This window comes from Streptococcus vicugnae (genome assembly GCF_016461705.1).
GTDB lineage: Bacteria > Bacillota > Bacilli > Lactobacillales > Streptococcaceae > Streptococcus > Streptococcus vicugnae.
The window spans coordinates 244593-265526 of record NZ_JAEMHW010000002.1 but is presented as its reverse complement, the minus strand read 5'-3'; the positions used below and the strand labels follow the sequence as shown (position 1 = coordinate 265526).

19 protein-coding genes and 3 pseudogenes are annotated in these 20934 nt (G+C 37.8%); 15 read left to right on the top strand and 7 right to left on the bottom strand.

The window, feature by feature from the left end; genetic code table 11:
* Window positions 1-4: 4 nt before the first annotated feature.
* From JG537_RS04820 to JG537_RS04805, 4 genes are all read right to left on the bottom strand, one after another.
* The gene (locus JG537_RS04820; RefSeq protein WP_132868778.1) at window positions 5-940 is read right to left on the bottom strand and encodes an FAD:protein FMN transferase; all 936 of its coding nucleotides are present in this window, start codon (window positions 938-940) and stop codon (window positions 5-7) included.
* 118 nt (window positions 941-1058) lie between these two features.
* The gene (locus tag JG537_RS04815) at window positions 1059-1244 is read right to left on the bottom strand and encodes a 4-oxalocrotonate tautomerase (RefSeq protein ID WP_074482163.1); all 186 of its coding nucleotides are present in this window, start codon (window positions 1242-1244) and stop codon (window positions 1059-1061) included.
* Window positions 1245-1363: 119 nt separating this feature from the next.
* Window positions 1364-1573, bottom strand: a complete 210-nt coding sequence (locus JG537_RS04810; RefSeq protein WP_074482164.1) for a hypothetical protein — start codon at window positions 1571-1573, stop codon at window positions 1364-1366.
* Between the two features lie 11 nt (window positions 1574-1584).
* Window positions 1585-1863: a hypothetical protein gene (locus tag JG537_RS04805; protein WP_074625806.1), complete on the bottom strand. Its 279-nt coding sequence runs from the start codon at window positions 1861-1863 to the stop codon at window positions 1585-1587.
* Between the two features lie 556 nt (window positions 1864-2419).
* Here JG537_RS04805 and JG537_RS04800 point away from each other — a divergent pair.
* The 9 genes from JG537_RS04800 (at window position 2420) to JG537_RS04760 (ending at window position 12008) form a co-directional block, all read left to right on the top strand.
* On the top strand, window positions 2420-3001 hold the full coding sequence (locus tag JG537_RS04800) for a thymidine kinase (protein WP_132869590.1): 582 nt from the start codon (window positions 2420-2422) through the stop codon (window positions 2999-3001).
* Between the two features lie 38 nt (window positions 3002-3039).
* Window positions 3040-4119: a peptide chain release factor 1 gene (gene prfA, locus JG537_RS04795; protein WP_132869589.1), complete on the top strand. Its 1080-nt coding sequence runs from the start codon at window positions 3040-3042 to the stop codon at window positions 4117-4119.
* Window positions 4119-4949, top strand: coding sequence for a peptide chain release factor N(5)-glutamine methyltransferase (gene prmC, locus JG537_RS04790; protein WP_132869588.1), 831 nt, complete (start codon window positions 4119-4121; stop codon window positions 4947-4949). The genes prfA and prmC overlap by 1 nt, the downstream gene beginning before the upstream one ends.
* The gene (locus JG537_RS04785; RefSeq protein ID WP_132869587.1) at window positions 4942-5541 is read left to right on the top strand and encodes an L-threonylcarbamoyladenylate synthase; all 600 of its coding nucleotides are present in this window, start codon (window positions 4942-4944) and stop codon (window positions 5539-5541) included. The genes prmC and JG537_RS04785 overlap by 8 nt, the downstream gene beginning before the upstream one ends.
* An 84-nt stretch (window positions 5542-5625) precedes the next feature.
* Complete coding sequence (glyA, locus tag JG537_RS04780) at window positions 5626-6876, top strand: serine hydroxymethyltransferase (protein ID WP_132869586.1); 1251 nt, start codon at window positions 5626-5628, stop codon at window positions 6874-6876.
* A 42-nt stretch (window positions 6877-6918) separates the two neighbouring features.
* On the top strand, window positions 6919-7896 hold the full coding sequence (locus JG537_RS04775) for a nucleoid-associated protein (protein ID WP_199544029.1): 978 nt from the start codon (window positions 6919-6921) through the stop codon (window positions 7894-7896).
* Entirely contained in the window at window positions 7896-8498 is a 603-nt protein-coding gene (locus JG537_RS04770) for a lysozyme family protein (RefSeq protein ID WP_132869496.1), read from the top strand. The genes JG537_RS04775 and JG537_RS04770 overlap by 1 nt, the downstream gene beginning before the upstream one ends.
* 45 nt (window positions 8499-8543) lie before the next feature.
* Entirely contained in the window at window positions 8544-10268 is a 1725-nt protein-coding gene (locus tag JG537_RS04765; protein WP_132869495.1) for an ABC transporter ATP-binding protein, read from the top strand.
* Window positions 10269-10271: 3 nt separating this feature from the next.
* Window positions 10272-12008, top strand: coding sequence for an ABC transporter ATP-binding protein (locus tag JG537_RS04760; protein ID WP_199544027.1), 1737 nt, complete (start codon window positions 10272-10274; stop codon window positions 12006-12008).
* A 73-nt stretch (window positions 12009-12081) separates the two neighbouring features.
* Here the strand turns inward: JG537_RS04760 and JG537_RS04755 are convergent, their stop codons facing one another.
* Window positions 12082-13539 (bottom strand): alpha-amylase, encoded by a 1458-nt coding sequence (locus tag JG537_RS04755; RefSeq protein WP_199544025.1) that lies wholly within the window; start codon window positions 13537-13539, stop codon window positions 12082-12084.
* A 112-nt stretch (window positions 13540-13651) separates the two neighbouring features.
* Window positions 13652-14260, bottom strand: coding sequence for a TVP38/TMEM64 family protein (locus JG537_RS04750; protein WP_199544023.1), 609 nt, complete (start codon window positions 14258-14260; stop codon window positions 13652-13654).
* A gap of 373 nt (window positions 14261-14633) precedes the next feature.
* Between JG537_RS04750 and JG537_RS04745 the strand changes: the two genes are divergently transcribed.
* The 6 genes and pseudogenes from JG537_RS04745 to lpdA all read left to right on the top strand — a co-directional run bounded on the left by JG537_RS04745 (window position 14634) and on the right by lpdA (window position 19790).
* The gene (locus JG537_RS04745) at window positions 14634-15599 is read left to right on the top strand and encodes a thiamine pyrophosphate-dependent dehydrogenase E1 component subunit alpha (RefSeq protein WP_132869607.1); all 966 of its coding nucleotides are present in this window, start codon (window positions 14634-14636) and stop codon (window positions 15597-15599) included.
* A gap of 33 nt (window positions 15600-15632) precedes the next feature.
* Window positions 15633-16637: an alpha-ketoacid dehydrogenase subunit beta gene (locus JG537_RS04740; RefSeq protein ID WP_132869606.1), complete on the top strand. Its 1005-nt coding sequence runs from the start codon at window positions 15633-15635 to the stop codon at window positions 16635-16637.
* A pseudogene (locus JG537_RS09840) lies at window positions 16531-16818 on the top strand (biotin/lipoyl-containing protein); the annotation flags it as partial. The gene JG537_RS04740 and the pseudogene JG537_RS09840, both read left to right, overlap by 107 nt.
* A 195-nt stretch (window positions 16819-17013) precedes the next feature.
* A pseudogene (locus JG537_RS04735) lies at window positions 17014-18021 on the top strand (dihydrolipoamide acetyltransferase); the annotation flags it as partial.
* 26 nt (window positions 18022-18047) lie between these two features.
* Window positions 18048-18294: pseudogene (locus JG537_RS09835) on the top strand (biotin/lipoyl-containing protein); the annotation flags it as partial.
* A gap of 20 nt (window positions 18295-18314) precedes the next feature.
* A complete protein-coding gene (gene lpdA, locus JG537_RS04730; RefSeq protein WP_422938707.1) occupies window positions 18315-19790 on the top strand; it encodes a dihydrolipoyl dehydrogenase in 1476 nt (491 codons plus the stop codon).
* 211 nt (window positions 19791-20001) lie between these two features.
* On the opposite strand, the gene JG537_RS04725 is transcribed toward lpdA, so the two are convergent.
* Window positions 20002-20904, bottom strand: coding sequence for a DMT family transporter (locus JG537_RS04725; RefSeq protein ID WP_132869692.1), 903 nt, complete (start codon window positions 20902-20904; stop codon window positions 20002-20004).
* Between the last annotated feature and the right edge of the window lie 30 nt (window positions 20905-20934).

Below are 20934 nucleotides of genomic sequence, written 5' to 3'. Positions count from 1 at the left end.
TTTATTATCGTAATAATCGAAATCGTGAGCGTAAGCCATTTGTCATGGCTAAGCGATTATCTTTAGTGATAACAATCCCTTCAATATGAGGTAGAGACTGAATAGTTGCTAAAGCTTGCATAATCGGAAGACCAAAGAGACGAGTGGTCCAGATTTCACAATCAACTGATAAGTCAGAAACAATCGTAAGGCTTGCCATTTCAGTGTCAATTGGATAGCCTGTTTTTTGGTCAAAGATATGATGGTATTCTTTATCACCAACCTTTAAACGACGTTCATAGATTCCTGATGTAACGACTGACTGATTTTTGATAGCAAGAACACCAATATTATTGCCTCTAGGTAGTTGTGGATTTTGGATACCGATTCGCCAAATACCATTATCCTGTTTTGGATTGTCGCCATAAACCAAGACATTGCCACCCAAATTAATCATAGCAGAGCTGACTTTTTCTGATTTCAGGTAATCCATAACTTTGTCCGCAATATATCCCTTTGCGATGGCACCAAGGTCGATTTTCATGCCTTTTTGGTTTAGAAAAACACTTTGTTTTTTATTATCTAAGATAATGTTTTGGGGATTTGATAATGCTAGCGCCTCTTGAACTTTTTCTTGACTAGGGACGTTAGCATCTTCAAATCCAATGCGCCAGCTTTGAACCAAAGGCCCGATAGCGATATTAAGATTGCCAGGTTGAGCAAGGCTATGTTTTTTTCCGATTTGTGTAAGTTCAAATAAGTCTGGGTGAACAGTTACTGGAGCGATACCAGACTGATCATTGATGACCATAAGTTCTGAATCAGCGTCGTTAGCACTGAAGCGATCTTTATAAACTGTTAGCAGATGACAAACTTCAGCAATATGATTTTGAGGTGTATCAGAATCAATTAAAATATCAATAGTTGTCCCCATCATCTGAATACTATGGCCAAGTTGCAAATGCTCACCTCCTGAATATTCATATGTTTTTAGCATATCGTTTTCTTAACGGAAAAGCAATTTATAAGTCAGTAAAAAAGCTTGAGACAATCGCCTCAAGCATAGTTGTTATGAAAAATTAGTTTTTCTTTTTCATTTCACCATGTGGGTAGTAAGTACCTTCTGGCATATCGTTGATGAAAACGTGGATAGCTTCTTTTGGAGCTTTAGCGATACGTGAAACAACTTCAGTAACTTCGCGAGCAAGCTCAACTTTTTGTTCTTGACTACGACCTTCGAACAAATCAATTTTTACGAATGGCATAAGAATCTCCTTTAAAATAAATTAACAGTAACATTGTAGCACATTCTGAGAGAAAATTCAGTAAAATTAAGAAATATCAGCTGTTTAGACAAGCTTTTTGTGCTATTTTAGAAGAAATCTTATTTAAACAATTTCAAAATATCTGATAAACCAAATGTTGTTTTATGGTAAACCTTATTATAAGCTGCTTTTTTCGGGTTCTTTACCCAGCCCATACCTTTTTTACCGTAGCCAGGGATAAGAGCTTTTTTAGCTTGTCGTTTCCACTTAGCAGTAGTGCGAGCTTTTAAACTCTTTTTAAGACTTGGTTTTCGAAATCCAACTTTCATGATTGTACCTCTTACTTACTATTCAATTTTTTAAGTTCGTCAATAATCTGTTGATTTTGATTAATTAAAAGCCAGTTCTGTTCTACTAATGCAGACAAATAAGAAAGTTTAGTTTGGTCAACGCCGTTGTTAAACGAAAGCGCTAGCCCAGCTTTGATAAGCCCGTTGCCGGCCATTTCATTTGCAATACGTTGAACTTGAGCATAACTATCTTGAGATAAACCTTTAACGCCACGCGCTTCAAGGTAAGCTTCAGTTTTTTCTTCTTTTGTTTTTCCAAACAATGCCATTTTCTTTTTCTCCATATTTTCAACTTTTAACGTGATTCATTCTTTGCACATAAAACTATTGATTATTTTTATCTCCAGCATATAGAGCAATGAAGATGGCTAATAGTGCTGTGATTATAATAAATTTCACTTTGACTTTCCTTTGTATGTTTTTTTATAACATGTTATAAGATACTCCATTGTTTTTCCTTCGTCAATACTGTTTTTTAAATATTCTTGTAACACAATCGTGATTTTTTTAATAAAGTGTCATCGAATTTACATGAGTAGCTGTGCTACAATAGAGTTAAGCATTAACAATTTAACAGTGCAAGGAGTGGCGGTTTTGTCGCTCTTTAGTGCGTTGATTTGTTATTCAATAGTGTTGGTTACCGATATCACATTTAGTGATAAAAGCTAAGGCAAAATTTGCTTTAGCTTTTTTTATGCTGTTAAATGCTTGTAGTAGTGGGATGTGAACGTTTTTGAGGCATTGAATTGATCCTTCTTCTTGTTTATCCATCAGCGATTTTATGGTAGAATAGTAGAATATTAGTAGAAGGTAGGATTGTCACTTTTGGCTCAACTCTATTATAAATATGGAACCATGAATTCTGGTAAGACCATTGAAATTTTGAAAGTAGCTCATAACTATGAAGAACAAGGCAAGCCTGTTGTCATTATGACGTCAGCACTTGATACGCGTGATGGTTATGGGGTTGTTTCTAGTCGTATCGGCATGCGCCGTAAAGCTGTTGCGATTACAAATGATATGGATGTTTTTGCTTACGTCAAAGCTCTACCAGAAAAACCTTATTGTGTTCTTATCGATGAATGTCAGTTTTTAACGAAAAAGCATGTCTATGAATTAGCACGTGTTGTTGATGAATTAGAAGTCCCAGTTATGGCTTTTGGGTTAAAAAATGATTTTCAGAACGAATTATTCGAAGGTTCAAAATACCTACTGCTTTTAGCAGATAAAATTGATGAAATTAAAACTATTTGTCAGTTCTGTTCTAAAAAAGCCACAATGGTTTTACGAACTGAAAATGGAAAGCCGGTCTACGAGGGAGATCAAATCCAAATTGGAGGAAATGAGACTTACATCCCAGTTTGCCGTAAACACTATTTTAATCCAATGATTTCAGACGAAAAATAAGAAAAAGGAATTTGTAAAAGAGAGGGAAATAAACTCAGATGAACATTTATGATCAGCTACAAGCGGTTGAAGACCGTTATGAAGAATTAGGAGAATTACTAAGTGACCCAGATGTCGTTAGTGATACAAAACGCTTCATGGCTTTATCTAAAGAGGAAGCAAGTACACGTGAAACTGTAACAGTTTACCGCGAGTACAAAAAAGTTCTTCAAAACATTGAAGATGCCGAAGAAATGATTAAAGATGCTGGTGGTGATCCAGAACTTGAAGAAATGGCAAAAGAAGAACTTAAAGAATCAAAAGCAGCCAAAGAAGATTACGAAGAAAAACTTAAAATTCTTCTTTTACCAAAAGATCCAAATGATGACAAAAACATTATCTTGGAAATTCGCGGTGCTGCTGGTGGTGACGAAGCTGCTCTATTTGCTGGCGACCTTCTTCAAATGTATCAAAAATACGCTGAAAGCCAAGGCTGGAAATTTGAAGTTATGGAAGCCTCATACAATGGTGTCGGTGGTATCAAAGAAGTTGTTGTCATGGTATCAGGTCAATCTGTTTATTCTAAATTGAAATATGAATCAGGTGCTCACCGTGTGCAACGTGTCCCTGTTACAGAAAGCCAAGGTCGTGTCCACACATCTACAGCGACAGTTCTTGTCATGCCTGAAGTTGAAGAAGTAGAATACGAAATCGATCCAAAAGACTTGCGCGTAGATATCTATCACGCATCTGGTGCCGGTGGACAAAACGTCAATAAAGTTGCGACAGCCGTTCGTATGGTTCACATTCCAACTGGTATCAAAGTTGAAATGCAAGAAGAACGTACACAACAAAAGAACCGTGATAAAGCCATGAAAGTCATTCGTGCGCGTGTTGCGGACCACTTTGCTCAAATTGCTCAAGACGAACAAGATGCTGAACGTAAATCAACAGTTGGTACTGGTGATCGTTCAGAACGTATCCGTACTTATAACTTCCCACAAAACCGTGTGACAGACCACCGTATTGGTTTGACATTGCAAAAATTGGATACTATTTTGTCAGGTAAATTGGATGAAGTAATTGATGCCCTCATCTTGTTTGATCAAACTAAGAAACTAGAAGAGTTAAATCAATAATGAACTATGCTGAAACAATCAGCCAACTAGAAAAACATTTACAAGAAATTGGAGAGGATCCAGAGAATTTGACTTACGTTTTTCGTGAATTAAAAGGCTGGACGCTTCTTGATTTCATTTTACATCAAAATAAAGAACTTACTGATCAAGACCAAAAATTGTTAGATACGATTATGGCTCAACTAAAAGAGCATCGTTCTCCGCAATACATCACTGGAAAAGCTTATTTTCGTGATTTGGAGCTTGCGGTTGACGAGCGTGTCTTAATTCCGCGACCTGAGACTGAAGAATTGGTTGATCTGGTTTTAAAGGAAAATAGCAAAGCTGATTTGCGTGTTTTAGACATCGGAACAGGCAGTGGAGCGATTGCGATTTCACTTAAGGCTGCGCGACCAGATTGGCAAGTAACGGCTTCTGATATCTCCAAAGAAGCTCTGCAATTGGCAAAAGAAAACAGTGTAACAAATCAGGTGTCGCTTGATTTTGTAGAATCTGATGTTTTTAACCAAGTGACAGGAACTTTTGATGTCATTATTTCTAATCCGCCTTACATTGCTCACAATGATAAGGATGAGGTTGGTATTAATGTCCTTGCTTCTGAGCCACATTTGGCTTTGTTTGCGGATGAAGATGGTTTTGCGATTTATCGTCGTATTATCGAAGGCGCTAGTGAACATCTATCGCAAGACGGTAAACTTTATTTTGAAATTGGCTATAAGCAAGGAGATGGCTTGCGAGCTTTGCTTGGCAAACATTTTCCAGAAAAACGTGTCCGTGTATTACAAGACATATTTGGTAAAGATAGAATGGTCGTGATGGATAATGGCTAATTTGGAAGAAATACTTCAAACAGGTGGTGCAGTGATTTTACCGACAGAAACTGTTTATGGGCTTTTTGCACAAGCCATGAATGAAGAAGCGGTTGAACATGTTTATCACTTAAAACGTCGTCCTAAAGAGAAAGCTATGAATCTTAATGTAGCAGATTATGAGACAATTTTAGCTTTTTCCAAAAATCAACCAATTTATCTTAAAAAACTGTATGATGCTTTTTTACCCGGACCATTAACCATTATTTTACAGGCAAATGACCGTGTGCCAGCTTGGATCAATTCTGGCTTATCAACAATTGGTTTTAGAATTCCCAAACACCCACAGACTTTAGCTTTAATTAAAAAGACAGGTCCGTTAATTGGTCCGTCAGCAAATATTTCTGGTCAAGAAAGTGGGAAAGTTTTTACTGAAATTAAAGCGCAATTCGGAAGTTCGGTTTCAGGACTTTCGGATGATGCTGCGATTACAGGTGTCGACTCGACAATTTTGGATTTATCAGGTGATTTTGCACGTATTTTACGCCAAGGAGCTATTACGAAAGAAACCTTGCTTGCTCGTGTGCCGGAATTGCCTTTTGCAAAAGATTAACTTTTTGGGAATTTATTTGATACTGTTTCGGCTTTTACAATCGCTAATGATTGTGACTTGATCTTATCAAAAGGAGATAAGGATATGATTTTTGACAAGGAAAACTACGAAGCATTTGACACAGAACTTTGGCAAGCGATTCACGCTGAAGAAGTTCGTCAACAAAATAATATTGAGCTCATTGCCTCTGAAAATGTTGTCTCTAAAGCTGTTATGGCAGCCCAAGGCACATTGCTAACTAACAAATATGCCGAAGGTTACCCTGGCAAACGTTATTATGGTGGAACTGATTGTGTGGATGTTGTTGAGAATTTAGCTATCGAACGTGCTAAAGAATTGTTCGGTGCTAAGTTTGCTAACGTTCAACCACACTCAGGAAGTCAAGCTAATGCAGCGGCTTATATGGCTTTAATCCAACCCGGGGATACTGTCTTAGGAATGGATTTGGCTGCGGGAGGTCACTTGACTCACGGTGCATCAGTCAGCTTCTCAGGAAAAACATATCATTTTATCTCTTATTCAGTTGACCCAGTCACTGAACTCATCGATTATGATAAATTGGCAGATTTGGCTAAGGAAGTCAAACCTAAGTTAATCGTTGCGGGTGCATCAGCTTATTCCCGTATTATTGATTTTCCACGTTTTAGAGAAATCGCTGATAGTGTTGGAGCTTATTTAATGGTTGACATGGCACACATTGCAGGGCTTGTGGCTTCTGGTCATCATCCAAGCCCAGTACCTTATGCACATGTGACAACGACAACAACGCACAAGACTCTTCGTGGACCGCGTGGTGGACTTATTTTGACTAATGATGAAGCTATTGCTAAGAAGATTAATTCTGCAGTCTTTCCAGGGCTTCAAGGCGGTCCTTTGATGCATGTTATTGCTGGTAAAGCAGTTGCTTTGAAAGAAGCCTTGGATCCAGCTTTTAAAGAATATGGCGAAAATGTGATTAAAAACGCCGGTGCTATGGCTGATGTCTTTAATCAACATCCAAATTTCCGTGTGATTTCAGGTGGAACAGACAATCATGTCTTTCTTGTTGATGTGACAAAAGTGGTCGAAAACGGAAAATTGGCTCAGAACATTTTAGAATCTGTTAACATTACGCTTAACAAAAATTCTATTCCATTTGAAACTTTATCACCATTTAAGACATCTGGTATCCGAATTGGTTCACCAGCTATTACTAGCCGTGGTATGGGCGAAAAAGAATCACGTGCCATTGCTGAATTGATTGTAAAAGCACTTGAAAACTATCAAAATGAAACTATTTTAGAGGAGGTTCGTCGTGAGGTTAAAGCACTGACAGATGCTTTCCCACTTTATTAACGAACAACTGAACACGTTTGATGTGTTCAGACATACATAACCATGATTGATTTATATATTAAACGCATTGTTATTCATCAATTTACGCCAAATGATACAGAGCTCATTTTGTCAGATCAGTTATTGACGATTACGCCACGTATTGATGAGTATTTTCGTAAAAAATTAAGCAAAGTTTTCTCAGATGAGGCTAAGCGTGGGACATTTTCAGATGATAATGTCTTTCTTAGCTATTTGAGTGACGATTTGATGGAATCATCCATTAAAATCGCTCAGCTTTGGAAAGAAGAGTTTGTCATTTCTGATAATCAAAAGACAAATGATTTGGTTTTCATCCAATTTGATAAAGACGGTGTTGAGCATTTTGCTTTTCTTCGTGTGGCCTTAAGAGAAAATTTCACACACATTTCAAGTGACAGTGAAAGTCCGATTAAAATCACACAAAATAATTACCCATCTGCGGCTCAAACGCCAGATGAAGCTTTGGTCATTAATCGCGTTAATCACCATTATTATTTGATTGAAAAACGTATTAAGCACAACGGAAGCTTTGCAAACTATTTTTCAGAGAATCTCTTGCAAGTTCAGCCAGAACAATCGGTCAAAAAATCGATTAAAATGGTAGAACAGGCTGCGCAAAAAATTGCGGAGAATTTCCAGCAAGATGATTTTGCTTTCCAATCTAAAATGAAAGCAGCTATTCATAAAAATTTGGAAGAAGAGCAAGAATTATCACCTGAAAAGTTGGCTGATCAACTCTTTGATAATAATTTAACCGCTCGTTTAACATTTGTCGATGAATTGAAAGAAAGTATTCCAGAGCCTATTCAAGTCTCGGACATTGATCATTCACGTCAAACGAAAAAATTAGAGAATCAAAAATTGTCACTGTCAAATGGTATTCAATTGATTGTTCCTAATAATGTTTATGAAGATGCAGAGTCGGTTGAATTTATTCAGAATCCAAATGGAACCTATTCCATCTTGATTAAAAATATAGAGGATATTCAAAATAAATAATGTTTAAGTTCTTAAAACGCCTGATTATACTGGTTTTTGTCCTTTTCTGTGGGTATCAAGTTTATGTAACTCACGAAAATGTTCATAAAGTTTTACAGTATAAAAGTATGGTTAAAGAGATTTTAGACGACAATGACACAAAGGCTAATGTTGAGTTGGTATTGGCGATGATTTACACTGAAACTAAAGGAAACGAAGACGATGTAATGCAGTCAAGTGAAAGTTCAGATGGTGTTGCTAATTCGATTACCGATAGTCAGACTAGTATTCGTCAGGGTGTCACAGTCCTTTCAGAAAATCTTTCTTTAGCTGATGAGGCAGGAGTAGATGTTTGGACAGCTGTTCAAGCTTATAACTTTGGAACATCTTATATTGATTATGTTGCAAAGCATGGTAGTAAAAGCACAATTGCTTTAGCTAAAACTTATTCACGCGATGTAGTAGCTCCAAGTCTTGGTAACACGACTGGTGAATCTTATTTTTACTATCATCCTCTCGCTTTAATTTCAGGTGGGCAATTATATAAAAATGGTGGTAACATCTATTACTCGCGTGAAGTTCATTTTAATTTGTATTTGATTGAATTAATGAGCTTATTTTAATTTAGTAAGGTTTAGAGTTTAGAATCTCTATTAAAACAGAGAAACATGAAGTATTTAAGTCGTTATTTCAAAGGGTACCTAAAGGAGACAATCTTAGGTCCCCTTTTCAAGTTGTTTGAAGCATCTTTTGAATTACTAGTGCCAATTATTATTGCAAGAATTGTTGATACGATTATTCCAAGTGATAATAAGGTAAATCTTGTTTTGATGATTGGTCTTTTGTTCTTGTTTGCAATTGTTGGTGTGATTGTTGCCATCACTGCGCAGTATTTTTCTTCAAAAGCAGCAGTTGGCTATACGCGTCAGTTGACGTCAGATTTATTTAAAAAAATCATGGGCTTGAGTAAGGAAGATCGTGATAAGTTGACAACTTCAAGCTTAGTTACGCGTTTAACCAGTGATACTTATCAAATTCAGACAGGAATTAATCAATTTTTACGTCTTTTCCTTCGCGCACCGATTATTGTTTTTGGTGCTATTATCATGGCTTTTAACATCAGTCCCAAAATGACCATCGACTTTTTGGTCATGGTTGCCATTTTATTTATGATTGTCTTTGCCATGTCACATCTGTTGAATCCAATCTATGCTAAGATTCGTCGTGCGACAGATAAGATTGTTAACATGACACGTCAACAATTAGAAGGGGTTCGTGTTATTCGAGCTTTTGGTCAAGTTGATAAGGAAGAAAGAGAATTTGCTGCTGGAAACCAAGACTACACTGATTTACAGTTAAAAGCAGGACGTCTTTCAAGTTTAGTCACACCATTAACATACCTTGTGGTTAATAGCACTTTGGTTCTTGTGATTTGGCAAGGAAATCTTCAGATTAGTAATGATTTGCTTTCTCAAGGGATGTTAATTGCCTTGGTTAATTATCTTTTGCAAATTCTAACGGAATTGCTTAAGATGACTATGCTTGTGACATCATTGAACCAATCATTTATCAGTGCCAAACGTATCACTGAAGTTTTTGAAAAAGACTCTGAAGATTTATCAACTGAGTTGGAGCAAATGCAGTCTGAGTATGCTGTTTTGGTTAAAGACATGAGCTTTACTTATCCAACAGCAGCAGAGCCTTCACTATCTCACATTGATTTTCATTTAAATCCGGGTGATTTCTTAGGAATTATTGGTGGGACAGGTTCTGGGAAATCTACTTTGGTAGAATTGCTGACTCATCTCTATACACCTCAGGAAGGTAGCTTAGCTATTTTCCAAAATCATTTTTCTCCTAAAACGCTTGGACAATGGCGTTCTTGGGTCAATGTGGTGCCACAAAAAGCAGAGCTTTTCCAAGGTACGATTCGTTCTAACTTAACTCTAGGAATGAAGGGTGATGTGAGCGATGAGACGCTTTGGAAAGCTTTGGATATTGCACAAGCGAGTGATTTTGTTTCTGAAAAAGAAGGACAGTTAGATGCGACAGTTGAAGCCTTTGGCCGTAATTTCTCTGGAGGACAACGTCAACGTTTGACGATTGCGCGTGCTATTGTTCAAAAGGCACCGCTCCTCATTTTGGATGATTCAACATCAGCCCTTGATTACTTGACAGAATCAAAATTATTATCAGCCATTCATGAACAATTAAGTGATACGACATTGATTTTGATTTCACAACGTACCAATAGTTTGAAAGCTGCAGACAAGATTTTGCTTTTGGATAAAGGGCATCAACTTGGATTTGCTAGTCACGATGACTTGCTTGCAAATAATGACCTTTACCGAGATATCCACTATTCACAACACCAAAAAGGAAAGGAGGACTAGAACATGAAAGCAAGAAAACAATCTGATACAAGCCGCCGTTTGTTCAAGGAACTCCTTTCTCAAAAAGGTTTGGTGATTGGAGCGACTCTTGGTACCATTGCACAAGTAGCTTTGACGGTTTACCTCCCAGTCTTAATTGGTAATGCTGTTGATGTGGTTTTATCTCCAAAATCATTGACCTTGATTATCCCAATTATCACTAAAATGGTTATTGTCATTACCCTAAACACCTTAGTGCAATGGATGAATCCTTTGATTTATAACCGTTTGACCTTTGGCTATATTTATGACCTACGTCAAAGGGTTATGGCAAAATTGAATCAAATGCCAATTTCTTATCTTGATAAGAAGAGTTCTGGTGATTTGGTGAGCCGTGTAACAACTGATGCAGAGCAATTGAGTAACGGACTTTTGATGGTTTTCAATCAATTCTTCATTGGTATTTTAACGATTATCATCACAATCATTACCATGGCTGATATTGATTTACTGATGCTCGGTTTGGTGCTTATTTTAACACCTTTATCACTTTTCTTGGCCCGCTTTATTGCCAATAAGAGTTACCATCTTTATCAAAAACAAACCAAATCTCGTGGTCGCCAAACTCAATACATTGAAGAAATGATTCGTCAAGAAAGTCTTTTGCACATCTTTAATGCGCAAGAAGCTGCTATCGATACATTCACAGAAATCAATGACACATATGCAGATTATTCGCAAGGAGCCATTTTCTATTCGTCAACGGTTAACCCATCAACACGATTTATCAATAGTTTGATTTATGCCTTATTGGCAGGGGTAGGAGCGCTTCGCATTATGTCAGGTGCCTTTACCGTTGGTCAATTGACAACTTTCTTGAACTACGTTACCCAATACACCAAGCCGTTTAATGATATTTCATCAGTTTTATCTGAATTACAAGGAGCGATTGCTTGTGCTGAGCGCTTGTATGCCATTTTAGATGAAGAGTATGAACCACTTCCAGTTACTAAAAAATTGGATGCTGATAAGATTCAAGGTCAAATCGAGTTTAAAGATGTGTCATTTGGCTACACACCGCAGAAAACACTGATTAACCATTTGAATTTGTCTATTCCTGCAGCTTCAAAAGTTGCTATCGTTGGTCCGACAGGTGCTGGTAAATCAACATTGATTAACCTTTTGATGCGTTTTTATGAAGTCGATAGCGGAGCTATTTATCTAGATGGTGTGTCAATGGCTGACTACTCTGTTGAGGAATTACGTCAGCAAATTGGCATGGTACTTCAAGAAACATGGTTAAAAGTCGGTACCATTCATGATAATATTGCCTATGGTAATCCTGATGCAACGCGTGAAGAAGTTATCGAAGCCGCCAAAGCAGCTAATGCCGATTTTTTCATTCGTCAATTGCTAAATGGTTATGATACTTATTTATCAGACGCAGGTGCTTCCCTATCACAAGGGCAACGTCAGTTATTGACCATTGCCCGTATCTTTGTCAAGTTACCAAAAATCTTGATTTTGGATGAAGCAACTTCGTCAATTGATACGCGTACTGAAATTCTTGTCCAAGAAGCCTTTGAAAAATTAATGAAAGGTCGTACAAGTTTCATCATCGCTCACCGCTTATCAACGATTCAATCAGCTGATTGTATTTTGGTAATGGTTGATGGTGATATCGTAGAATACGGTACCCACGATGAATTAATGACAAAACAAGGTGTTTATTATCAAATGCAGACTGCACAAGCAGGATAATGTATTTAGTTTACATAAATTTAGATATGTAAAAGAGACTAAAGAAATCTTTCTAGTCTCTTTTTTGTATATATTATCTTGCTAGTGGAATCCAAGCGCTGACTGATTTTTCAGCAACGAGAAATTCACCATAGCCTTCTTTATCAATTAAGACTTGTGCAGTTTGATTGTCTAGGGCGTCAGTGAACAGTTGGCCTGCCCATTTCTTCCCAACAAACATGCGTTTTGACTGAGCTTTGCTATTACTAATCAAAACAGCTAGAGCAGTAGGGTGTTCATCGTCACCTAAACAAGTCCAACCAATGCAGTTTGCTTGATCAAAATAATCAGTCTCTTGGCCGTAAACAGTTGTTTGTCGTAGTTCAAGCAGTTTATCGATTTGATTTTGGAAACTTTCTTGAGCAAATTGACCTGAAATGCCGTAGTAGTCTCCATAGAAAACACAAGGTAGTCCAGTTTGTCGAAGCAGAATCAAAGCGTAAGCGGCTGGTTTAAACCATTCTTCGACAGTTGATTCCAAAGCTTGACCACGTTGAGTATCGTGATTATCAACGAAAGTCACAGCAGAATGGGGATGATTTTTAACTAAAGTCTGATTAAAAATGTGGCGTAAATCATAGTTCTCTTTAGCTTGACTTGCCTCGAAAAGATTTTGGTGAAGGCGAACATCAACCAAATCAAAGCGATAATCAGTGCTTTCAAGGTAGTCGTTGTTAGATTTTTCATCACCATTCCAAAATTCGCCAAAAACGTAAAAATCATCACCGTATTTGGCTTTCATATCGCGGATGAAATTGCCCATAAAGAAAGAATCAATGTGCTTGATGGCATCCAAGCGAAAACCACTAACACCTGTTGTTTTAAGGAACCAGTCTGCCCAATCATAAATATTTTGGATAACTTCTGGGTGTTTGAAATCAAGGTCGGCATACATAAGATAATCATAGTTGCCATTTTCACCATCAACTAAATCTTGATTAGCCCAGCCTTTGTTATCTCCTTGAATTTGGAAAATCCCGTTTTTGCCAGTTTTGACATCGTAATCAGTACCAGTGAAATGATACCAATGCCATTCAAAATCATTATAAGTGTGATTACGGCCGTCAAAAGTGAAATTTGTCCAACCTTCAATTTCAAAGGGTTGACTGATAACCTTTGTGCGATCATCTGGGGCAACTTCAACAACATTGAAAGTTTCAGTATGGTCAGCGGCCGCTTTGTGGTTTAAAATGACATCTGCTAATGGCTTGATGCCATTATTTTTCAAGGCTGCAATAGCATCTAAGTATTCAACTTTTGTTCCGTACTTAGTACGAATGGTACCTTTTTGGTCAAATTCACCTAAGTCAAAAAGGTCGTAGACCCCATATCCGACATCACCATCGTGTGTAGCTTTAAAAGCAGGTGGCATCCAAATTTTTGTGATACCTTTTTTAGCTAGAGTAGGGGCATCAGCTGCCAGACGTTTCCAATGCTTACCATCATTTGGTAAATACCATTCAAAGTATTGCATTAAAGTTTCATTAGTCATGATATCATACCTCAAAGAGAAAGACTTTTTCTTTTATTTTAACAGAAACTCCAAATAATGCAAACGTTTGCGCTATGAAATCAAATAAAAACTGAGAAATTTTCTCAGCAATTTAAATGATGTGTATAATCCACTCACCGCCATAAAAGAGCAGTAAAATGTGTCCAATGATGGAAATTGGTTTACAGCAGACAATAATTTTAGAAAATGTTTTAAATGGCATATTACTAAGTGCCGCTAGCATAACCAATAAATCAGCAGGAGCAAAGGGCAAAAGCATGCAGATGGTGAAGACTACAGTAAAAGATTTATGTCTGGCAATTAGATCTTCGTATTTTTTCAGGGTGCTTTCTTTGATAAAGAGAAGGCAGAAACGCTTTCCATACCAACGTGTCAGTAAAAATAAAATCATTGTCCCAATAATAATGCCGATACAGCTGGTTAAAACACCAACTACTGGGTGAAAAGTCATCACAGCAAGCATCATGGTTAAGCTAGCTGGAACAATTGGAACGACAACTTGCATCATTTGGAAAATTGTAAAGAAGATTGCTCCCCAGACTTTATCCTGTCCAATGAGTGCTTGGATTTTTTCCTGATTAGTCAGATAACCGTGTTGGTATAGCCAAAAAATGCAGGCACAGGATATGATAAAGACAAGTGCTGATAGGATATGAATTAAGCGTTGAATTATTTTGTAATGTTGAAACAGAAGCGCCATCTCCAATCTTATTTCTTTATTTGCTGCTATCATTGTAAAACTTTTTGGAGATAAGTCAACTTTTTTTAAAAGTTTAAAAAGTGAAAATAGGTCTTAAGACGGATGTAGTATAAATCAGAAAGACCTATAATATAATTATCCTAAAAACTTTTCATATAACTCCGAAGCAAGTGGTTTTCCCGGCCTCTTGCTTTTTCTAGTTGGTTTAAAAAGTTATTATTTGTCTAAAAAATGATTAAATCCCTGGTGCCGCAAGCGTCTTTTTTATTTTTCTTTAAACGCTTCCAAAAAAGCGGTTAAATTATTTGTGATTTGAGACATAATAGCTTATGATTAATGGACTAACTAAGAAAGATATTTGGAGGACAATGGCATGAATTTGTCTCGAGAACAACATATGGAAATGTATCTGAAGATGCAGCGTATTCGTGAATTTGATATGCGAATTAACAAACTCGTACGACGAGGTTTCGTCCAAGGCATGACTCACTTTTCTGTTGGGGAAGAAGCGGCAAGTGTCGGGGCGATGGCTCATTTGACTTATGATGACATTATCTTTTCAAATCACAGAGGTCATGGGCAGTGTATTGCTAAAGACATGGATTTGAATAAAATGATGGCTGAACTCGCTGGCAAGGTGACTGGTGTGTCAAAAGGTCGTGGTGGTTCCATGCATTTGGCAGATTTTGAAAAAGGAAACTATGGGACTAATGGCATTGTCGGTGGTGGTTATGCTCTGGCTGTTGGCGCAGCCATTACGCAAGATTATCAAAAAACGAATAATATTGTTGTGGCATTTTCTGGTGATGGGGCGACAAATGAAGGCTCGTTTCATGAATCGGTTAACTTAGCAGCCACTTGGAAACTTCCTGTTATTTTCTTCATTATTAATAATCGTTATGGCATTTCTATGAATATTAGGAAAGCAACAAATACACCTCATCTCTACACAAGAGCGGAAGCTTACGGTATTCCAGGCTTTTATTGCGAAGATGGCAATGATGTTTTAGCTGTATATGAAACCATGGGCAAAGCTGTTGAACATGTTCGTTCTGGTAATGGTCCAGCGATTGTTGAGGTCGAATCTTACCGTTGGTTTGGTCATTCAACCGCTGATGCTGGTAAATATCGTAGTAAAGAAGAGGTTGATGAATGGAAGCAAAAAGACCCACTTGTTAAATTCCGTAAGTATTTAACTGAGAATCAGATTGTAAGTTCAGAAGAACTTGATGTTATTGATGCACAAGTGGTTAAAGAAATAGATGATGCTTATGAATTTGCGCAAAATAGTCCAGAACCAGATTTATCAGTTGCTTTTGAGGATGTCTGGGTAGATTAAATAGCTTTTCAATGACAAAGAGGAGAGAAAATAATGACTGAAACAAAACAAATGGCCTTGCGAGAAGCCATTAATCTTGCTATGACAGAAGAAATGCGAAAAGATGACAAGATTTTTCTCATGGGTGAGGATGTTGGGATTTATGGTGGTGACTTTGGAACATCTGTTGGGATGTTTGAGGAGTTTGGGCCCGAGCGTATCAAGGACACGCCGATTTCAGAAGCAGCTATTGCTGGAAGTGCCATTGGTGCAGCCATAACTGGTCTTCGTCCGATTGTTGACGTGACTTTTATGGATTTTATTACCATTGCTCTTGATGCTATTGTTAATAATGGCGCTAAGAATAATTACATGTTTGGTGGTGGTTTGAAAACACCTGTGACCTTTCGTGTAGCCTCTGGTTCTGGTATCGGTTCAGCTGCACAGCATTCGCAGTCTCTGGAAGCTTGGTTAACCCATATTCCTGGTATTAAGGTTGTTGCTCCAGGGAATGCTAATGATGCCAAAGGGCTTTTAAAATCAGCCATTCGTGATAACAACATCGTTATTTTCATGGAGCCTAAGGCGCTTTATGGTAAGAAAGAAGACGTTATCTTGGATTCTGATTTTTACCTGCCTTTAGGAAAAGGTGAGATTAAGCGTGAAGGAAGTGATCTGACTATTGTCTCTTATGGTCGCATGTTAGAGCGTGTGCTTCAAGCAGCAGATGAAGTAGCGGCTGATGGGATTAGTGTCGAAGTGGTGGATCCTCGCACCTTAATACCTCTTGATAAGGAGTTGATTATCAGTTCTGTTAAGAAGACTGGTAAGCTCATGTTAGTTAATGATGCTTATAAGACAGGTGGCTTTATTGGTGAAATTGCTGCGCAGGTAACCGAAAGCGAAGCCTTTGACTACCTTGATTATCCAATTGTTCGTTTGGCAAGTGAAGATGTTCCAGTCCCTTACGCCCGTGTTTTGGAGCAGGGCATTCTGCCAGACGTTGACAAGATTAAGGCAGCCATCTATAAAATGGCTCGCAACGGTCGTGATGCCTAAGGAGGTGTTTTCTGTGGCAAATGAAATTATTATGCCAAAGCTTGGTGTAGACATGCAAGAAGGAGAAATTCTTGAATGGAAAAAAGCTGAAGGTGATAAGATCGAAGAAGGGGATATTCTTCTTGAAATCATGTCTGACAAGACGAACATGGAACTAGAAGCAGAAGATTCAGGTGTTCTTTTGAAAATTCTGCACCCAGCAGGTGACGTGGTAGCTGTTACTGAGGTGATTGGTTATATTGGAGCAGAAGGGGAGAAACTTCCTGATTCTGTAGGAATAGAGCAAGCAAATCAGCCAGGATCAAGTCAGAAAGCGTCAGCTGATTCCTTATCAGAAGATTTAGCGCCAGCTATTTCTCAAAAGAATGATGAAGATGATAAGATTCGTGCTACACCAGCGGCACGTCAATTGGCACGTGAACGTGGCATTAATATCAAAGAGGTTAGTGGTAGCGGTGAAAATGGCCGCATTCATAAGGATGATGTCGCTTCATTTAATAGGGTCCGTGTAACACCATTAGCTCGTAAAATTGCTGACGACATTGGTGTTGATATCACTGGTATTGTTGGAACTGGTGTTGGTGGCAAGATTACTAAGAAGGATATCTTAGCTCAAATGACAAGCAATGAACCTCTTTCTGAAACGGTAAGTGTTCAAAAAGAAGTTGTTGATTTACCAGAAGGTGTTGAAGTGATTAAGATGTCTGCGATGCGCAAGGCAATATCAAAAGGAATGTCACATTCTTATTTCACTGCGCCGACCTTTACACTTAACTATGATATTGATATGACGAATTTGATTGCTCTTCGCAAGCAATTGATTGAGCCAATCAAAGCTAAGACGGGCTATAAAGTAACTTTTACAGATTTAATTGGACTTGCGGTTGTTAAAATATTGATGAAAGAAGAACACCGTTATCTAAATGCTTCTTTGATTAATGATGGGCAAGACATTGAATTGCATCACTTTGTGAATCTAGGAATAGCTGTTGGCTTGTCTGATGGTCTTGTCGTTCCAGTAGTTCAAGAAGCTGATAAAATGAGCCTCTCAGAGTTTGTAGTAGCTTCAAAAGATGTAATTCAAAAGGCTCAATCTGGAAAATTGAGAGCATCAGAAATGTCTGGGTCGACTTTCTCAATTACAAACCTAGGAATGTTTGGAACCAAGTCTTTTAATCCGATTATTAATCAACCAAATTCAGCCATTTTAGGCATTTCAGCAACGATTGACACACCGGTTGCTTATGACGGTCAAGTCGTCATTCGTCCGATTATGGGAATGAGTTTGACCATTGATCATCGATTGGTTGATGGAATGAATGGTGCAAAATTTATGTTAGATCTCAAGGCACTTCTTGAAAATCCATTAGAATTGCTGATTTAGACAAAGTTAAGAAAGGGAAAAAACTTATGGCAGTAGAAATTATCATGCCAAAGCTTGGCGTTGATATGCAAGAAGGCGAGATTATCGAGTGGAAAAAATCTGAGGGCGATAGCGTCAAAGAGGGTGACATTCTCCTTGAAATCATGTCTGATAAGACAAATATGGAACTGGAAGCAGAAGATTCGGGGACTCTTTTAAAAATTACCCATCCAGCTGGTGATGTGGTTCCGGTGACTGAGGTGATTGGTTATATTGGAGCAGAAGGGGAGACTCTTGATGAGTTAGAGGTCAGTGTGAAAGAAGCGACAGCTCACCTAGAATCAGCTGGACTTGAAGTTCCAAAGACGGTGACGGCAGAGGTGTCTTCAGAACAAAAAACTTCGCTTGCATCAGATGAGTATGATGTGGTTGTCGTTGGTGGAGGACCTGCAGGTTATTATGCAGCTATTCGTGCTGCGCAACTAGGAGGTAAGGTAGCTATCGTTGAAAAGTCTGAATTCGGTGGTACTTGCTTGAATGTTGGCTGTATTCCAACGAAAACTTATCTTAAGAATGCTGAAATTTTAGACGGGTTAAAAATCGCTGCTGGGCGAGGAATTAATCTGGCTTCAACCAATTACAGTATTGATATGGATAAGACTGTAGATTTTAAAAATAGTGTTGTGAAAACCTTGACGGGTGGTGTTCGAGGACTTTTGAAAGCAAACAAAGTAGCTATTTTTGATGGACTAGCTCAAGTCAATCCAGATAAAACAGTGACAATTGGTCATCAAACCATTAAAGGTCATAGCATTATTCTTGCGACAGGATCAAAAGTGTCTCGTATCAATATTCCAGGTATTGATTCACCGCGTGTTTTGACATCTGATGACATTCTTGATTTACGCGAAATACCAAAATCACTAGCTGTTATGGGTGGTGGCGTTGTTGGTATTGAACTTGGATTGGTTTGGGCATCATATGGTGTCGAAGTGACCGTTATTGAAATGGCAGACCGCATAATTCCAGCAATGGATAAAGAAGTATCACAAGAATTGCAAAAGATTTTAACTAAAAAAGGCATGACTATTAAGACAAGTGTTGGTGTGTCAGAAATCATTGATGAGTCAAACCATTTAACCTTGAAATTATCAAACGGAGAAACTGTTCAGGCTGATAAAGTTCTGCTATCTATTGGACGCGTGCCACAGATGAAGGGACTTGAAAAGCTAGATTTAGCCATGGATGGTAATCGTATTAAAGTAAACGCTTATCAAGAAACGTCTATTCCAGGTATTTATGCTCCAGGTGATGTTAATGGTCAGAAAATGTTAGCGCATGCTGCTTACCGTATGGGAGAAGTAGCTGCTGAAAATGCTCTTTCTGGCAATCATCGCAAAGCAAAACTCGAGTATACACCTGCAGCTGTCTATACTCATCCAGAGGTGGCTATGGTTGGATTAACTGAAGAAGCTGCGCGTGAGCAGTATGGTGATGTCTTGATTGGTAAATCAAGTTTTTCAGGTAACGGACGAGCTTTGGCATCAAATGAAGCTCAAGGATTTGTTAAAGTCATTGCTGATTCTAAGTACCATGAAATTCTTGGTGTGCATATTATTGGTCCTGCAGCAGCTGAGCTGATTAACGAAGCAGCAACTATCATGGAAAATGAGTTAACTGTTGATGAAGTGGCCCAAGCCATTCATGGACATCCAACCTTCTCTGAAAATATGTATGAAGCTTTTCTAGATACTATTGGCGAAGCTATCCATAACCCACCCAAGAAATAAAAAGCTGTTGAAAGCAAGTTAACGGCTTTATAGAAATTTGTTTTCTTAACAAAAAAGATATATTATTAATTATTTCTTTATACATAAAAAGGCTAAGAATTTTTGTCTTAGCCTTTTGTTTTCGCTTAACTTGATCAGTAAGCTCATATGTGAGTATGAAAAGTGAAGAGTTATTTTAGTTTTGAGGATGTTTTGTTTATGAACTTAGAAATTAAATAGATTGGGATTTTTCTTGTGTGATTTCAGTTGATGTTTGTGTTTTAGCAAGGTAGACACCTGTTAATGTAATCAAAATGGCGATAACGGTTTGGAGGTTTAAACTCTCTTGAAAAACTACCCAAGCATAAAGTGCGGCAACGACTGGCTGAGAAAGGGTAATTAAGCATGATAGGCAGGCACTAACTTTTCCCAAACAATAAGCTAGTAAGCCTTGTCCTAAAATTTGAGAGACGAGAGCTAGTGCCAAAAGTGGCCAAAGCTCACCAAAGTTTTTTGGTAAATAAAAACCTTCAGTAAAGAAAATAACAAAAGCAAGTACTAGCAGCGTTCCAAAAGCACTGATAAACATGATGGTATTTGATTTGACCGAATCACGTAGTTTGTAAACGGTAATCATGAACATGGCATAAAAGACTGAAGCTCCAAGGCTCATAGAATCTCCGAGTAAACGATTAGGAGACATGGTTACTTTATTTGCCATGAGAACAAGAACACCAGTAAGAGTAATCAAGCCACCTAATAAAAATTTAGGCGTTATTTTTTCTTTGAATAGGAAATAACTGACTGGAATAACGGTAAAAGGGGTAAGGTTTACTAGTAGATTTGAATTAGCTACACTAGTATAAGAAAACGATGTATTCCAAAAGGTTAAATCTCCTGCTAGAAAAGCGCCTGCTAAGACAATCGTTATGACTTCTTTACGACTCAAAGCCTGTAAATCAGACTTCTTAAGAAATGGCAATAGCATGGGAATGGAAAATAAAACACGGTAAAAACCGGTATTAATTGGTGGTAACGGACTGAGTTTCACAAAAATGCCACCAGTTGCTAAAAAACAGATAGCTAGAAAGATTAAGAAAATATATTTGCTATCATTTGTACGATTTTGCTTCATTTTTTCACCTCAGCTAAAATTGTAACGAAT

What these genes read in the sequence shown, in the direction of transcription:
- JG537_RS04815 (WP_074482163.1), bottom strand. Translation starts at nt 1,244, where the DNA reads ATGCCATTCGTAAAAATTGATTTGTTCGAAGGTCGTAGTCAAGAACAA.
- JG537_RS04810 (WP_074482164.1), bottom strand. Translation starts at nt 1,573, where the DNA reads ATGAAAGTTGGATTTCGAAAACCAAGTCTTAAAAAGAGTTTAAAAGCT.
- JG537_RS04805 (WP_074625806.1), bottom strand. Translation starts at nt 1,863, where the DNA reads ATGGCATTGTTTGGAAAAACAAAAGAAGAAAAAACTGAAGCTTACCTT.
- prfA (WP_132869589.1), top strand. Translation starts at nt 3,040, where the DNA reads ATGAACATTTATGATCAGCTACAAGCGGTTGAAGACCGTTATGAAGAA.
- prmC (WP_132869588.1), top strand. Translation starts at nt 4,119, where the DNA reads ATGAACTATGCTGAAACAATCAGCCAACTAGAAAAACATTTACAAGAA.
- JG537_RS04785 (WP_132869587.1), top strand. Translation starts at nt 4,942, where the DNA reads ATGGCTAATTTGGAAGAAATACTTCAAACAGGTGGTGCAGTGATTTTA.
- glyA (WP_132869586.1), top strand. Translation starts at nt 5,626, where the DNA reads ATGATTTTTGACAAGGAAAACTACGAAGCATTTGACACAGAACTTTGG.
- JG537_RS04775 (WP_199544029.1), top strand. Translation starts at nt 6,919, where the DNA reads ATGATTGATTTATATATTAAACGCATTGTTATTCATCAATTTACGCCA.
- JG537_RS04770 (WP_132869496.1), top strand. Translation starts at nt 7,896, where the DNA reads ATGTTTAAGTTCTTAAAACGCCTGATTATACTGGTTTTTGTCCTTTTC.
- JG537_RS04765 (WP_132869495.1), top strand. Translation starts at nt 8,544, where the DNA reads ATGAAGTATTTAAGTCGTTATTTCAAAGGGTACCTAAAGGAGACAATC.
- JG537_RS04760 (WP_199544027.1), top strand. Translation starts at nt 10,272, where the DNA reads ATGAAAGCAAGAAAACAATCTGATACAAGCCGCCGTTTGTTCAAGGAA.
- JG537_RS04755 (WP_199544025.1), bottom strand. Translation starts at nt 13,539, where the DNA reads ATGACTAATGAAACTTTAATGCAATACTTTGAATGGTATTTACCAAAT.
- JG537_RS04750 (WP_199544023.1), bottom strand. Translation starts at nt 14,260, where the DNA reads ATGGCGCTTCTGTTTCAACATTACAAAATAATTCAACGCTTAATTCAT.
- JG537_RS04745 (WP_132869607.1), top strand. Translation starts at nt 14,634, where the DNA reads ATGAATTTGTCTCGAGAACAACATATGGAAATGTATCTGAAGATGCAG.
- JG537_RS04740 (WP_132869606.1), top strand. Translation starts at nt 15,633, where the DNA reads ATGACTGAAACAAAACAAATGGCCTTGCGAGAAGCCATTAATCTTGCT.
- JG537_RS04725 (WP_132869692.1), bottom strand. Translation starts at nt 20,904, where the DNA reads ATGAAGCAAAATCGTACAAATGATAGCAAATATATTTTCTTAATCTTT.